The 13,757-nt window shown below is 68.3% G+C and carries 13 protein-coding genes and 1 tRNA gene; 10 read left to right on the top strand and 4 right to left on the bottom strand.

The window, feature by feature from the left end:
* Positions 1 to 122: 122 nt before the first annotated feature.
* Entirely contained in the window at positions 123 to 1,946 is a 1,824-nt protein-coding gene (locus tag AC5RV3_RS01715) for a thiamine pyrophosphate-requiring protein (RefSeq protein WP_494120674.1), read from the top strand.
* A 16-nt stretch (positions 1,947 to 1,962) separates the two neighbouring features.
* A complete protein-coding gene (locus AC5RV3_RS01720) occupies positions 1,963 to 2,589 on the top strand; it encodes a DNA alkylation repair protein (protein ID WP_494120675.1) in 627 nt (208 codons plus the stop codon).
* 78 nt (positions 2,590 to 2,667) lie between these two features.
* Here AC5RV3_RS01720 and AC5RV3_RS01725 read toward each other — a convergent pair.
* Positions 2,668 to 2,751 (bottom strand) — tRNA-Leu (locus AC5RV3_RS01725).
* Positions 2,752 to 2,994: 243 nt separating this feature from the next.
* Between AC5RV3_RS01725 and AC5RV3_RS01730 the strand changes: the two genes are divergently transcribed.
* Positions 2,995 to 4,299 (top strand): M20/M25/M40 family metallo-hydrolase, encoded by a 1,305-nt coding sequence (locus AC5RV3_RS01730; RefSeq protein ID WP_494120676.1) that lies wholly within the window; start codon positions 2,995 to 2,997, stop codon positions 4,297 to 4,299.
* A gap of 32 nt (positions 4,300 to 4,331) precedes the next feature.
* On the top strand, positions 4,332 to 5,489 hold the full coding sequence (locus AC5RV3_RS01735) for an acyl-CoA dehydrogenase family protein (RefSeq protein ID WP_494120677.1): 1,158 nt from the start codon (positions 4,332 to 4,334) through the stop codon (positions 5,487 to 5,489).
* Positions 5,490 to 5,517: 28 nt separating this feature from the next.
* On the opposite strand, the gene AC5RV3_RS01740 is transcribed toward AC5RV3_RS01735, so the two are convergent.
* Positions 5,518 to 5,751, bottom strand: coding sequence for a DUF5703 family protein (locus AC5RV3_RS01740; RefSeq protein WP_493978464.1), 234 nt, complete (start codon positions 5,749 to 5,751; stop codon positions 5,518 to 5,520).
* Between the two features lie 52 nt (positions 5,752 to 5,803).
* Between AC5RV3_RS01740 and AC5RV3_RS01745 the strand changes: the two genes are divergently transcribed.
* Positions 5,804 to 6,082, top strand: a complete 279-nt coding sequence (locus tag AC5RV3_RS01745) for a hypothetical protein (RefSeq protein WP_493978463.1) — start codon at positions 5,804 to 5,806, stop codon at positions 6,080 to 6,082.
* Between the two features lie 128 nt (positions 6,083 to 6,210).
* Here the strand turns inward: AC5RV3_RS01745 and AC5RV3_RS01750 are convergent, their stop codons facing one another.
* Positions 6,211 to 7,146, bottom strand: a complete 936-nt coding sequence (locus AC5RV3_RS01750) for an aldo/keto reductase (RefSeq protein WP_493987222.1) — start codon at positions 7,144 to 7,146, stop codon at positions 6,211 to 6,213.
* Positions 7,147 to 7,277: 131 nt separating this feature from the next.
* Here AC5RV3_RS01750 and AC5RV3_RS01755 point away from each other — a divergent pair, with 131 nt between their 5' ends.
* Both AC5RV3_RS01755 and mshC read left to right on the top strand, forming a co-directional pair.
* Positions 7,278 to 8,102 (top strand): undecaprenyl-diphosphate phosphatase, encoded by an 825-nt coding sequence (locus AC5RV3_RS01755; RefSeq protein WP_494120678.1) that lies wholly within the window; start codon positions 7,278 to 7,280, stop codon positions 8,100 to 8,102.
* A 110-nt stretch (positions 8,103 to 8,212) separates the two neighbouring features.
* Complete coding sequence (gene mshC, locus AC5RV3_RS01760) at positions 8,213 to 9,475, top strand: cysteine--1-D-myo-inosityl 2-amino-2-deoxy-alpha-D-glucopyranoside ligase (protein ID WP_494120679.1); 1,263 nt, start codon at positions 8,213 to 8,215, stop codon at positions 9,473 to 9,475.
* 120 nt (positions 9,476 to 9,595) lie between these two features.
* On the opposite strand, the gene AC5RV3_RS01765 is transcribed toward mshC, so the two are convergent.
* On the bottom strand, positions 9,596 to 10,456 hold the full coding sequence (locus AC5RV3_RS01765; RefSeq protein WP_494111344.1) for a PAC2 family protein: 861 nt from the start codon (positions 10,454 to 10,456) through the stop codon (positions 9,596 to 9,598).
* Between the two features lie 211 nt (positions 10,457 to 10,667).
* Between AC5RV3_RS01765 and AC5RV3_RS01770 the strand changes: the two genes are divergently transcribed.
* The 3 genes from AC5RV3_RS01770 to AC5RV3_RS01780 all read left to right on the top strand — a co-directional run bounded on the left by AC5RV3_RS01770 (position 10,668) and on the right by AC5RV3_RS01780 (position 13,703).
* A complete protein-coding gene (locus AC5RV3_RS01770) occupies positions 10,668 to 11,396 on the top strand; it encodes an HAD family hydrolase (protein ID WP_494120680.1) in 729 nt (242 codons plus the stop codon).
* Entirely contained in the window at positions 11,393 to 12,550 is a 1,158-nt protein-coding gene (locus AC5RV3_RS01775; RefSeq protein WP_494120681.1) for a site-2 protease family protein, read from the top strand. The genes AC5RV3_RS01770 and AC5RV3_RS01775 overlap by 4 nt, the downstream gene beginning before the upstream one ends.
* Before the next feature lie 112 nt (positions 12,551 to 12,662).
* The gene (locus AC5RV3_RS01780; protein ID WP_494111154.1) at positions 12,663 to 13,703 is read left to right on the top strand and encodes a tRNA (adenine-N1)-methyltransferase; all 1,041 of its coding nucleotides are present in this window, start codon (positions 12,663 to 12,665) and stop codon (positions 13,701 to 13,703) included.
* The last annotated feature ends 54 nt before the right edge of the window (positions 13,704 to 13,757 follow it).

The raw sequence follows: 13,757 nt of genomic DNA on the forward strand, positions 1-13,757 counted from the left end.
GCCGCCATCCTTGCATGCCGGCCGCAGGGCGGCGGTACGCTCCGCGAAGGGTTCAAAACGCCGGCAGCGGATGATAGGGATGATAGACAGTAAGCACCCTGACTATTGCGAGTGGAGTGGACATGGCCCAGCGGCTCGTGGCAGACCTTATCGTCGATCGGCTTAACGCCTGGCAAGTCCCGCGGATCTTCGGTTACAGCGGGGACGGCATCAACACGTTCATGGGCGCGTTGCGGCGCGCGGGCACGATCGAATTCATCCAGGCCCGGCATGAGGAAAATGCCGCCTTCATGGCTGTGGGGCACGCCAAGTACACGGGCGGGGTGGGGGTGGTCACTGCCACCCAGGGCCCCGGCGCCGTGCACCTGCTCAACGGCCTGTACGACGCCAAACTGGACAGCGTTCCGGTCGTGGCCATCGTCGGGCAGCAGTCGCGCACCGCGCTCGGCTCCGGGTACATGCAGGAAGTGGATCTGGCCAACCTCACCAAGGACGTCGCCACCTTCGGGCAGCAGGTCAGCACCCCGGAGCAGGTTCCGCTGGTGCTGGACCGGGCCTTCAAGGCGGCACTGTCCGCCCGCGGCCCGGCCGTGGTGATCATTCCGCACGACATCCAGAAACTGCCCGCTCCCGAACTCGAGCACGCCCACGGCGTAGTGGCCACCGCGCCGATCTGGCGCCCCGCGCACGTGGTCCCGGACCCGGACGACCTGCGCGCAGCCGCGGCCGTGCTCAACGCCGGGCAGCGGATTGCCCTGCTGGTGGGACAGGGAGCGCGGGACGCCCGCGGGCAGGTGGTGGCGGTGGCAGAAAAGCTCGGGGCAGGCATTGCCACCAGCCTGTTGGGCAAACCCTATGTGGACGAGTCGCTGCCCTTCGCGGCCGGAACGATGGGGCATCTTGGCACCGCCGCCAGCGGCCAGCTGCTGGCAAACTGCGACACCTTGCTGATCGTTGGCTCCAACGATCCCTGGACAGAGTTCTACCCGCCGCCCGGCGCCGCCCGGGCGGTGCAGGTGGACAACGATTCCGGTGCCATCGGCAACCGGTATCCGGTCGAGGCGGCGCTCACCGGCGACGCCGCGACCACCTTGGAGGCGCTGCTGCCGCTGCTTGAGGACCGCCCGGCGGGCCCGTGGCGGGCGCAGGTGGAGGGCTGGGTCCGGCAGTCGCGCGAGCTGTCGCGGCAGCGGGCGATGACGCCGGCGCAACCCGTCAACCCCGAACGGGTGGTCTTTGAGCTCAGCGAAAGATTTCCTCCGGACGGCCTGCTCGCCGTCGATGTAGGCAGTTCCGTCTACTGGTATGCCCGGCAGCTGCGGCTGCCGGCCGGCGCCCAGGCGCACCTCTCCAGCACGCTGGCGAGCATGGGCTGTTCCTTGCCGTACGGCATTGCCGCCAAGCTGGCCTCCCCGGAACGGGTTGTTGTCGCCCTCACCGGAGACGGGGCCATGCAGATGAGCGGCCTCGCCGAACTGATCACCGTCGGCCGGCTCTGGCAGCAGTGGATGGACCCGCGTTTTGTGGTCTGCGTGCTGAACAACCGGGAACTCGCCGAGGTGACCTGGGAACAGCGGGAGATGGAGGCCGAGCCGCGTTTCGCGGACAGCCAGGCCCTGCCCGATGTCGACTACGCGGGCTATGCACGGCTGCTGGGACTGCACGGGAAGCGGGTCGAGGACCCCGAGCAGCTCGGCGCCGCGTGGGAGGAGGCACTGGCCGCCGACCGGCCGTATCTGATCGAGGTGCTCACCGATCCCGATGTTCCGCTGCTCCCGCCGTTCCCCGCCGGCCGAGAAAACGCCGAAACCATGCAGCGGTCACTGGATCAGGAAGGCTCGGCGGCCGACGGCGCGAAGGACCTCTTGCGCACCTACACCGAACAGGAAGAAGCCGGTAACGACCCGGCCCCCGGGCAGGGGGAGTCCGGCCGGGATGCCGAGTAAATGAAAGAATCGAGGGATGAGTGCGGCGGCAGAATTCATCGACGTCACTCTGCAGCGGGAAGCCTCCTGGGAACGGGCGGAAGCGCAGAATGCAGCCGGCGAAGGATTGCGCTATTACGGTGCGTCGGTGGGCGCGGTCAGGGGCACGGTCCGGGACGCCGGGCGGAAGTTCCGGCCGCTCTCGCACGACGACGTGACCGCGCTCAGCTCCGAACTGTGGGCACCGCCGGTCTTCGAGCGGCGCCTGGCCGCCGTGGTACTGCTGCAGTCGAACCAACGCCTCTTGAGGAGCTCGGACCTGACGCGGCTGGAAGGTTTCCTGCGGGACGCGCGCACGGCGGCCTTGGCGGACCCGCTCGCCGTTGACGTCGTCGGCCCCTTGATTCAGGGGCTGACCGGCCAGCCCCGCGCGCGCGGCGAAGCGATCCTCGATCGCTGGGCGGAAGAAGTGAACCCGTGGCTGCGCCGGGCTGCCCTCCTGGCACCCTTGCGGGCGGTGCGTGCCGGCCGGGGGGATGCCGGCGGTTTTATCCGCCGGGCCCGTGCGGCGGAGGACGACGACAGCGGCATTGTCCGGGAGGCGGTCACCGTAGTGCGCGCCGAATCGGCCGCGATCGGTCAGGAGTGGATGCCGTCTCCGTAGGGACGCCGCGGCGGAGACGGCTCGGCCTTCCGCGCTGCGGGGGCACAAAAAAGCCCCGGAAGTCCGGGGCTTTCTCTGTGCGCAGGAAGGGACTCGAACCCTCACCCTCAATAAGAGGACTAGCACCTCAAGCTAGCGCGTCTACCATTCCGCCACCCGCGCAGGTGGACTTTCGCAGGATCTCCGGAGGCCCTCAGGCGCACCGATTCCGTCGAAAGCAGCGAGAAAAACTCTAACATGTTTTGCCCGAACTGTTGAATCGTGCCCGGCGTCGGTTCGACGGCGCCGGCGGCAGGGCACGGATCCGTCCGCGCGCCCTGCCGCGGCGCCCCGGCGGAACAGCTGCTGCCTTCGGCCGCTCCTGCTCGTTAGGCTGGGGACAGACATCGATTTCGAGGAGCCTTCATGACTGTACCGAGCCCGCACGAAGAAGTGGTCGAGATCTGCCGGCAATTGATCCGGATCGACACCTCCAACTACGGCAGCAACGAGGGGCCGGGGGAGAGGCCGGCCGCCGAGTATGCGGCCGGGCTGCTGGAAGAGGTTGGACTGGCGACTGAACTGTTCGAGTCCGCGCCGGGCCGGGCGTCCGTCGTCACGAGGATGGCCGGCACGGACCCCTCGGCTCCGGCGCTGGTGGTACACGGCCACCTTGACGTGGTGCCGGCACAGGCCGATGACTGGCAGGTGGATCCGTTCAGCGGCGAGGAGCGGGACGGCCTCATCTGGGGCCGGGGCGCCGTGGACATGAAGGACATGGACGCGATGATCCTCTCGGTGGCGCGGCACATGGCCCGCAGCGGCATCCAGCCGCGCCGGGACATCGTCTTCGCGTTCTTCGCCGACGAAGAGGCCGGCGGCACGTACGGGGCGCGCTGGGCGGTGGAAAACCGTCCCGAGCTCTTCGACGGCGCCACCGAAGCCATCTCGGAAGTGGGCGGCTTCTCGGCCACCATTGGCGGCCGCCGCGCCTACCTGCTCCAGACCGCGGAGAAGGGGATCGCGTGGCTGCGGCTCGCAGTCGCCGGCCGGGCGGGGCACGGTTCCCAGATCAACACTGACAACGCGGTGACCACGCTGGCGGCCGCCGTTGCCCGGATTGGAGCCCACCAGTGGCCGATCGAGCTGACGGACACCACCCGCCAATTCCTCGACGGCGTGACCGAGCTGACCGGCGTCGAATTCGATCCGGACAATCCCGACATCCTGCTCAAGGAACTGGGCACCCTGGCCCGCTTTGTGGGCGCCACCCTGCAGAACACGTCCAACCCGACGGTGTTGAAGGCCGGCTACAAAGACAACGTGATTCCCGGCCTGGCCGAGGCGCGGATTGACGCGCGGACGCTGCCCGGACAGGAAGAGCTGGTGCTGGCCACGATCCGTGAACTGGCCGGCCCCGATGTCCAGGTCAGTTACGTGCACCAGGACAGGTCGCTGGAGGTGCCGTTCGCCGGCAACCTGGTGGACGCCATGATCGACTCGCTCGCACATGAGGATCCCGACGCCGTGGTGCTGCCGTACACGCTCTCCGGCGGGACGGACAACAAGGCGCTGGCCCGGCTCGGCATCACCGGCTACGGCTTCGCTCCGCTGCGGCTGCCCGACGACCTGGATTTCACCGGGATGTTCCACGGTGTGGACGAACGGGTTCCGGTGGAGTCGCTGAAGTTCGGCACCCGCGTCCTGCAGCGCCTGCTCACCACCTACTGACTTCTTTGGACGACGACGAAAGGACCACCGGCATGCCCGCCAGTGTTGAAGAACTGCTCCCGGACCACCTGCTCGAGACCATCAGGGGCCGGGCCGCAGGCTACGACGAAGCGAACAGCTTCTTCCACGAAGACTTCGCCGACCTCGTCGAGGCGGGCTACCTGAAAATGTTCGTCCCGGAGGCAGACGGGGGCCTGGGCTACACGCTGGAAGAGGCGGCCAGGGCGCAGATGCGGCTGGCCACGGCAGCGCCGGCCACGGCGCTGGCGGTCAACATGCACCTGGTCTGGACCGGCGTCGCACGGGTCCTCAGGGCCCGCGGCGACGACTCCATGGACTACGTCCTGGCCGAGGCCGGCCGCGGCGAAGTCTTCGGGTTCGGGGTCTCCGAGGCCGGCAACGACCAGGTCCTCTTCGATTCGCGCACCGTCGCCGCACCCCGCGGGGACGGCGGTTATGAGTTCACCGGTACGAAGGTGTTCACCAGCCTCTCGCCCGCCTGGACGCGGCTCGGGGTCTTTGGCCGCGACGACTCCGGCACCGAACCGCAGCTGGTGTGGGGGTTCATCGACCGGGACAAGCCCGGCTACCGGATCAAGGACGACTGGAACACCCTGGGCATGCGCGCCAGCCAGTCCAACACCACGGTGCTGGAAGGCGCGGTTGCCGCGCCGGACAGGGTCTTCCGGAAACTGCCGGTGGGACCCCATCCGGATCCGTTGATCTTCGGCATCTTCGCGTGCTTCGAAATCCTGCTCTCGTCGGTCTACGCAGGGATCGGCACGCGCGCCCTGGACCTTGCGGTGGAAGCCGTGCACCGCCGTCGTTCGCTGAAAACAGGCAAGAGCTACGCGCAGGATCCGGACATCCGCTGGCGGGTGGCCGATGCCGCCCTGGCCATGGACGGGCTGTATCCGCAGTTGGCATCCATTGCCCGCGACGTGGACACTTTGGCCGACCACGGCAAGTTTTGGTTCGCCAAACTGTCCGGCATCAAGATCAGGGCCACCGAAACCGCCAAGGACGTGGTGGAGAAGGCGGTACGCGTCTCCGGCGGCGGCGGCTACTTCCGCGGCCGGGAACTGGAGCGGCTGTACCGCGACGTGCTGGCCGGGCTGTACCACCCCTCGGACGACGAGTCCGCGCACAGCACCGTGGCAACGGCCTGGCTGGGGCCGTTGGAAGACTGACGCGGGCCGCGCACCGCCTGCCTGGGGGTCAGGCGGTGCGTTCGACCTTGAGCACCCTGCGGCGGAGCCAGTACTTGCGGCTGCCGCCCAGGTACAGCCGGGTGCGGACCAGATCCCACTTGCCGTACTCGGCGTGCTCGGTCAGCGCGCGGCGGGCTTCGCCGACGGATTCGTCTTTATTCACGGTCAGGACCAGGTATTCGTACTGCCGGGCGTAGTCGCGTTCGCGGGTGACGGCGGCACCCAGAAATTGTTCTCTCATTGCCCTCCTGTTCTCTTCACTTATTCTCCACATTGCGGCTAACGTCTACAGCATGAGCATTGATCCGCGCGTCGCACTCGAGTCATTGGTTTCCGCCCTCCAGGAGCATCTGGCCGCCGCATCCAGCCGCCGGGGTGATGACGATCCTGCCGTGGAAGCAGCGTTCTCGTCCATCATGGAATCGTTCGAGACCTACGAGGACGCGCTCTACGATGCTTACGGCGAAGTGACGCCGCTGGTCATTTACGACGAGTCGGACGACGAGGGCATGGACGAACCCGACGACGTGGTGGACCCGTTCGACGACGATCTGGAGATCGAAGAAAAGTAGCACGCCCCGGGGCCGCCCGGACCTGATCAAGCGTTTTTGGCGCCGGCGCCGCCGCGCCCGAGTTCCACGTGATCCGTGCGCGGAATTCCCACTGGTTCAGCGCACAGAGCACCCGTTTGGAGCGGGAGTTACGGCGTGGAAATCTCGTCCAGCGCTTGGGCGATCGCGGCTGGCAGGGCGTCCAGCGGAGCCCTCAGGATGTCTTCCAGCTGGGCGGGGGTGCGGGGCCCCACCACTGCCGTGCCGACGGCGGGCCGCTGCAGCACCCAGCTCAGCGCCAGGTCCAGCGGCCGGACGTCCAGGCCGCGCGCAGCGGTGGCCAGCGCATCCACGATCCGGGCCGGCCGGCCGCTCAGGTACGGTTCCACGTAGCGGGCGTGCTGCTCCGAGGCGGCCCGGGAATCGGCAGGTATGCCGGTACGGTACTTGCCGGTCAGGACGCCGCGCCCCAGCGGCGACCAGGCCATCAAACCCGGCCCGAGGGCGCGGGCAGCCGGGATGACCTCGTGTTCGGGCCGGCGGTGCAGCAGCGAATATTCGTTCTGCACCGCTACCAGCGGAACCGGGCTGGTCGAGACCGCGCGGGCCAACTGCCAGCCCGAGTAGTTGGACACTCCCACGTAGCGGGCACGGCCCGACGACACCGCGTACTCGAGGGCCGACAGGGTTTCTTCCAGCGGCGCGCCGCCGTCGTCCCAAAGATGGACCAGCCACAGGTCCAGGTAGTCCGTGCCCAGCCGTGCCAGGCTGGCGTCCAGGCTGCGCAGCATGGCGCCCCGTGACGTGTCCACCTCGCGCCGGCCCTCGCTGCGCGTCACGCCCGCCTTGGAGACCACCAGCACTTCCTGCCGGGGGACCAGTTCGCCCAGGAACGCGCCGAGCATGGCCTCGCTGCGGCCTTCGGCGTAGGGCGCGGCGGTGTCCAGCAGCGTGCCGCCGGCGTCCAGGTAGGCGCGCAGCATGGTGCCCGCGGCCTCCTCGTCCGTTTCCTCTCCCCACGTCATCGTTCCCAGCGACAGCTGCGGGACCTTCAGCCCACTGTGACCCAAGCGATTGTGCTCCATAAAGCCAGCTTATGGCCTGCGGCGCGGTGCCCTTGGCAGCGGCCCGCCGTCCTCATCCCGTGGCCGGATCTTCGCCGCCACGGCTGTGTCCGTTTCCGTTCCGCGGGCCTGCGTGCCATAAGGTCGAGGATGTGAATTGGCTAGAAGCAATCATCCTGGGGCTCGTGCAGGGCCTGACCGAGTTCCTCCCGATCTCGTCCAGCGCCCACCTGCGCATCGTCGGAGAGATCCTGCCCGGTGCCGCCGATCCCGGGGCTGCTTTTACCGCCATCACCCAGCTGGGCACGGAGACCGCCGTCGTCGTCTATTTTTGGCGCGATATCGTCAACATCATCAAGGCCTGGTTCGGCTCGCTCACCGGCAAGGTGCCGCGGAACGACCCGGACGCCCGGATGGGCTGGCTGGTGATCATCGGCTCGATCCCCATCGGCGTGCTCGGGTTGCTGTTCCAGGACCAGATCGAATCCACCTTCCGCAGCCTGTGGATCGTGGCCACCATGTTGATTGTCTTCGGCGTGTTCCTGGCCATCGCCGACTCCATCGGCCGCCAGACGCGCACGCTGGACAAGCTCACCTACAAGCACGGCATCCTCTACGGGCTGGCCCAGGCGCTGGCCCTGGTCCCGGGCGTCTCGCGCTCCGGCGGCACCATCACCGCCGGCCTGTTGATGGGCTACACCCGCGAGGCCGCCGCCCGGTATTCATTCCTGCTGGCGATCCCGGCGGTCTTCGCCTCGGGCTTCTACCAGCTGGCCAAGAGCTTCGGCGAACCCGGGCCGTACGGGCTGGGGGAGACCGCGCTGGCCACGGTGGTGGCCTTCGGCGTGGGCTTCGTGATCATCGGCTGGTTCTTGAAGTACGTGTCCACCCGCAGCTACCGGCTCTTCGTCTGGTACCGGATCGCCCTGGGCGCGCTGTTGTTCGTGCTGCTGGGCTTCGGAGTCATCAACGCCTGACGCCCGGGAATTTATCCGGCTCCTGCATCCTTGAATGTTAGGAGCGTAATTTACGACGGCGGCCCGCCCGCCATCTGCGTCCGTTCGCCTCATCGGAAGGAAACTCAAGAGTGCTTGGTTGGAATGCCCGTGCCGTACCCGAAATCCCGGGCGGCAAAGACGAACTGACCATCCACGACACCTCCGTGGGGTCGCTGGTACGGCTTGAGCCGTCCTCCACGGGAAGCCTGTACGTCTGCGGTATCACCCCGTACGACGCCACCCACATGGGCCATGCCGCCACCTACGTGGCCTTCGACCTGCTCAACCGCTATTGGCGCGACGCCGGCCGCACCGTCAAGTACGTGCAGAATGTAACGGACATCGACGATCCACTGCTGGAACGCGCCGAGGCCACCGGCATGGACTGGCAGCTGCTGGCGAAGGACCAGACCGAGCTGTTCCGCTCGGACATGGAAGAACTCAACGTCATCCCGCCCGAGGAGTACGTGGGAGCCGTGGAATCGATCGAGTGGATCGTTCCGGTGGTGGAAGACCTGCTGGCCCGCGGCCTCGCCTACCGCGTCCCCGGTGCCGGCGGCGAGCCCGACGGCGACGTCTACTTCGACTCGGTTGCCGCCGCAGGACCGGGCTGGCACAACGGCGCCACGTCCAGGCTGACCGAAGGTCAGATGCTGCCGCTCTTCGCCGAGCGCGGCGGCGATCCGGAGCGCCCGGGCAAGAAGCACCCGCTGGACGCACTGTTGTGGCGCGTTGCCCGCGACGGGGAACCCGAGTGGCCCGGCGCCTCCCTCGGCGCCGGCCGCCCCGGCTGGCACATCGAGTGTTCGGTGATCGCGCGCAAATTCCTGCCGGAAACCTTTGACGTCCAGGCCGGCGGCTCGGACCTGAGCTTCCCGCATCACGAAATGAGCGCCGGGCACGCCTACGCGATGACCGGCAAGCCGCTGGCCAAGCACTTCGTGCATGCCGGGATGGTCGGCCTCGACGGCGAAAAGATGAGCAAGTCCAAGGGCAACCTCGTGCTCGTCTCGGCCCTGCGGGAGGCAGGCGTGGAACCGGCCGCGATCCGCACCGTGCTGCTGGGCCAGCATTACCGCAGCGACTGGTTCTGGACCGAGGATCTGCTCCGCCAGGCGCAGGCACGGCTTTCAGCCTGGCGCGGCGCGGCCCCCTGCGTGCAGGCCGAACAGGTACCCGAGCTTGCGCAGCAAATCCGCCGGGCCCTCTCCAATGACCTCCACGCACCCGCGGCCCTGGCCGAAATCGACGGCTTCGCCGAACACTCCCGCCAGCAGGCCGCGGGGCAGGCCCGGGACGGCGCCGAACAGTTCGCGGCGCTGCTCGACGCGCTGCTGGGCATCCGGCTCTAGTTCCGCGGCCGGAGCAGGAACAGCCAGGCCGGCGGGGCGGGCGGCGACCCTCAATGGCCACGAGGTCGGCGCGGGAAGGCCGCCCGCACCGCCGCGCGGTGTGCGGTTCCTGCCCGGCCGTTACTCTTTCCCGCGCTTCTTGAGGTAGCGCTCGAATTCGCGGGCGATGGATTCCCCGGTCGCTTCCGGCAGCTCGGCCGTGTCCTTGGCTTCCTCCAGCTGACGCACATAGGCGGCGACTTCCGGATCCTCGGTGGCCAGTTCGTCCACGCCGCGCTCCCAGGCTTCGGCTTCTTCACTCAGGACCGACACTTCCAGCGGGACCTGCAGGATGTCCTCCAGCCGGTGCAGCAACGCCAGCTCCGCCTTGGGCGACGGCGACTGTCCCACGTAGTGCGGCACCGCGGCCCAGACGGACATCGTGGGGATGCCGGCCAGCGAGGCGACATCGGACAACACCCCGACGATGCCGGTGGGGCCTTCGTATTGGCTGGATTCGGTATTCAGGGCGCGGCGGACGTCGTCGTCGTCGCTGGTGACCGTGACGGGAATGGGGCGCGTGTGCGGCACGTCGGCCAGGAGGGCGCCCACCAGGATGATGCAGTCCACGCCCAGCTCTTCGGCGTGGGCCAACAGCTCCGCGGTGTAGGCACGCCAGCGGTAGGACGGCTCAACGCCGTGGACAAAGATGATGTCGAGCCGCGTGTCCGGGATGCTGCTGCGGGTCAGTTTGGTCGTCGGCCATTTGATCCGGCGTTCCCCGGAGCCGGTGCGGTGCACCACGGGCCGGGTGAACTGGAAATCGTAGTAAAGGTCCGGGTCCACCGTGGCCACCTTGTGGCTGTCCCACAGCCGGCTCAGGTATTTGACGGCGTCCGTGGCGGCTTCGCCGGCATCGTTCCAGCCCTCGAATGCAGCCAGCATCACGGTATAACGCCGCGGTTTCTCGCCGGGCTTCGTCTGCGGAAACAGCAAGTGCAAACCGCGCTGCTCGCCGTCGCCTTCCGTGGGCAGGTCGCCACTGTCCTGAGTACTCACGGTTTCACCCTAATCCTCCCGGCACGGCTTGTCAGTGAGCCAACATTCGATTCGCGCAAAGCATAGCCGCCCGATTCCGGTGCCGTAGCCCATGCCGGGGCCCGTGCCGGCGGCCATGCCGGGGCCGGGCAGGAAGGGCCCGTAGACTGGATGCATGCCCGTAATTGACCCTTCCCCCGCTGCGTCCAGCCATCCGTCGTCCGGCCTGCAGGCCGTTTTCTGGGACATGGACGGAACGCTCGTCGACACCGAGCCATACTGGATCGAAGCCGAATCCGAATTGGTCGCTTCGTTCGGCGGGGTGTGGAACGAAGAGCTGGGCAAGAAGCTGGTGGGCAACGCGCTGGAGACCTCGGCCGCCGTGCTGCAGCAGGCCGGCGTCGACCTGGGTATCCGCGAAATTGTCGACCGGCTGATCGACGCCGTGACCGAACGTGTCCGCGGCCGCATCCCGTGGCGCCCCGGCGCACGGGAGTTGCTCGCGGAGTTGGCCGAGGAACGCATTCCGGCGGTCCTGGTGACCATGAGCGAGACCAAGCTGGCCGCCGAGGTGGTCCGTGCCCTGCCTGAGGGCAGCTTCCGGCACCTTGTCACCGGTGACATGGTCACGCGCGGCAAGCCGGACCCGGAACCGTACCAGCAGGCCTTCGACTGGCTCAGCAGCCAGCTGCCCGGCGTCGACAAGCAGAACGTCGTGGCGCTGGAAGACTCGGTCCCGGGGGTTGCGTCCGCCGAAGCCGCCGGCCTCGTGACCGTGGCCATTCCGCACGTCGTGCCCGTTCCGCCGGCACCGGGGCGCCCGCACTGGGAGAGCCTGTCCGGGAAGGGCCTGAGGGACTTGGAGCGCGTCCTGGTGCGCGCCGCCCAGGAAGCAGGAGTATGAGCACGCAGACACCCCGCCCGCCCGAGGAAAAGGAACGCAGCGAAGGGATTCCCCTGGGACGCATGTTCGGTGTCCCGGTGGTGCTGGCCTGGTCCTGGTTCGTGATCGCCGCCTTCATCGTGCTGATCTTCGGCCCCCAGGTGCAGCGCCTGATGCCGGAAATCGGCGTGGGAGCCTACGCCGTGGCCCTCGGCTACGCGCTGCTGCTGCTGTTCTCCGTGCTGGTGCACGAACTCGCCCACGCCCTGACGGCCCGGACCTTCCGGTGGCCGTCGGCCAAAATCGTGCTCAACCTCTGGGGCGGCCATACGCAATTCGACAACTTCAACGCCACGCCGGGCAAGTCCCTGCTGGTGGCGTTGTCCGGGCCCGTGGCCAACTTCGCACTGGCCGGCCTCGGCATGCTGGTCCTGCCGCTGTTCCGCGGCGAACCGATTCCGTTCCTGCTGACCGACATCTTCATCTGGGCCAACTTCCTGGTGGCCGTTTTCAATATCCTGCCGGGGCTCCCGCTGGACGGCGGACGGCTGGTGGAGACCGCCGTCTGGAAAGCGACCGGCAGCCAGGAAAAGGGAACCGTGGCGGCGGGCTGGGCCGGCCGCATCATCGTAGTGCTGCTGGTGATCGGCGTGATTGGCGTCCCGCTGCTGCGGGGCACAACGCCGGACCTTCAGATGGTGGTGCTCATGGTGCTGGTGTGCGGTTTCCTCTGGATGGGCGCCAGTTCGGCCATCTCGCACGCCCGGATGCGGCTGCGCCTGCCGTCCGTCAGCGCTGGTCAGCTCAAGCATCCGGCCGCGTCGCTGCCCGCCACCGCCACGGTGGACCAGGTGCAGCAGCTGATCCAGGGGCACCCGGGGCTCTCCGTGGTGCTCACCGCCGCGACCGGCCAACCCGAAGCAATAGTGGACCGCGACGCGCTGGGCCAGGTGCCGCCGCCGGCCGCCGCCCGCACGCCTGCCGCGGCCGTCTCCCGGGCCTTGGCGCCGGGGGCGTACGTCCCGGAGGCGGCCGCCGGCCAGGAGCTGGTGCAGTACCTGGCCCGGCTGGCCGGCAGCGAGTATGCCGTGATCGACGGCGAAGGCCGCGTGACCGGGGTGCTCCAGCAAAGCACGGTGGTCCGGGCCATCACCGGCAAGGCCGGCAGGCTCTGAGCCCGGCAGCCGCTGGCGCCGGGTACTTGACCGGCGGCCGGAATACAATCGACGAACCGGCCCGGCACGCACTGCCGCGGCCGCATCAACAACGACCGGAAGTGATCCACGCATGAGCTCCTCCACCAGCGCGCACGGCGCCGACCAGCGACGCGGGCCGTTCCGGCCCGGGGAACGGGTCCAGCTCACGGACGAAAAGGGCCGGATGAACACCATCACCCTGACGCCCGGTGGCGCCTTCCATACGCACAAGGGCTTCCTTCCCCATGACGAGGTGATCGGCCGGCAAGAGGGCACCGTCGTGGCCAACACGGTGGGCCACCGGTACCAGGCACTGCGCCCGCTGCTTTCGGACTTCGTGCTCTCCATGCCGCGCGGTGCCGCCGTGGTCTACCCCAAGGATGCGGCCCAGATCGTGACCATGGCGGACATCTTCCCGGGTGCCCGGGTGGTGGAGGCGGGCGTCGGCTCGGGTGCCCTGAGCATTTCGCTGCTGCGCGCCGTGGGCGACGGCGGACGGCTGCACTCGTTCGAGCGCCGCGAGGAATTTGCCGACGTTGCCCGCGGCAACGTGGAGACGTTCTTCGGCGGACCGCACCCCGCCTGGCAGATCTCGCTGGGTGATTTCCAGGACGAAGTCATCAAGGCCGAGGAACCCGGCAGCGTGGACCGGGTGGTGCTGGACATGCTGGCACCGTGGGAATGCCTCGACGCGGTGGCGACGGTGTTGGCGCCCGGCGGCGTGTGGATCAACTACGTGGCCACCGTTACACAATTGTCACGTACCGCCGAGGCGATCCGCGCCGACGGCCGGTTCACGGAACCTGACGGCTGGGAGTCGATGGTGCGCGGCTGGCACCTGGAGGGCCTGGCCGTCCGGCCCGACCACCGCATGGTGGCGCACACCGGCTTCCTGCTCACGGCCCGCCGGCTCGCCGGCGGGGTGACCGGCCTGACGCCCAAGCGCCGTCCGTCCAAAACCGGCTTCGCGGCCGAGGACGTGCAGGTGTGGACCGGCGACGAGGACGACTGGAATGCCGAGGCACTGGGGGAGCGGACCGTGTCCGACCGCCGGCTTCGCCGTGTCGCCAAGGATGCAGCATCCACCGTGCAGCGCGGAGCGTTCAAGGACCTCAATCCCGAAACCGACTGAGGCCTGACGCGGCCCGCTTCGGTGAGGACATTGGAACAACATGTCTCGGTTTGG

The sequence above is a fragment of the Arthrobacter sp. Y3221114 genome, assembly GCF_059092625.1.

Excerpts from the sequence above, each read along its gene's own strand:
- AC5RV3_RS01730 (WP_494120676.1), top strand. The coding sequence starts at position 2,995 with ATGACTGTACCGAGCCCGCACGAAGAAGTGGTCGAGATCTGCCGGCAA.
- AC5RV3_RS01775 (WP_494120681.1), top strand. The coding sequence starts at position 11,393 with ATGAGCACGCAGACACCCCGCCCGCCCGAGGAAAAGGAACGCAGCGAA.
- AC5RV3_RS01720 (WP_494120675.1), top strand. The coding sequence starts at position 1,963 with ATGAGTGCGGCGGCAGAATTCATCGACGTCACTCTGCAGCGGGAAGCC.
- AC5RV3_RS01740 (WP_493978464.1), bottom strand. The coding sequence starts at position 5,751 with ATGAGAGAACAATTTCTGGGTGCCGCCGTCACCCGCGAACGCGACTAC.
- AC5RV3_RS01750 (WP_493987222.1), bottom strand. The coding sequence starts at position 7,146 with ATGGAGCACAATCGCTTGGGTCACAGTGGGCTGAAGGTCCCGCAGCTG.
- AC5RV3_RS01745 (WP_493978463.1), top strand. The coding sequence starts at position 5,804 with ATGAGCATTGATCCGCGCGTCGCACTCGAGTCATTGGTTTCCGCCCTC.
- AC5RV3_RS01780 (WP_494111154.1), top strand. The coding sequence starts at position 12,663 with ATGAGCTCCTCCACCAGCGCGCACGGCGCCGACCAGCGACGCGGGCCG.
- AC5RV3_RS01770 (WP_494120680.1), top strand. The coding sequence starts at position 10,668 with ATGCCCGTAATTGACCCTTCCCCCGCTGCGTCCAGCCATCCGTCGTCC.
- AC5RV3_RS01715 (WP_494120674.1), top strand. The coding sequence starts at position 123 with ATGGCCCAGCGGCTCGTGGCAGACCTTATCGTCGATCGGCTTAACGCC.
- AC5RV3_RS01735 (WP_494120677.1), top strand. The coding sequence starts at position 4,332 with ATGCCCGCCAGTGTTGAAGAACTGCTCCCGGACCACCTGCTCGAGACC.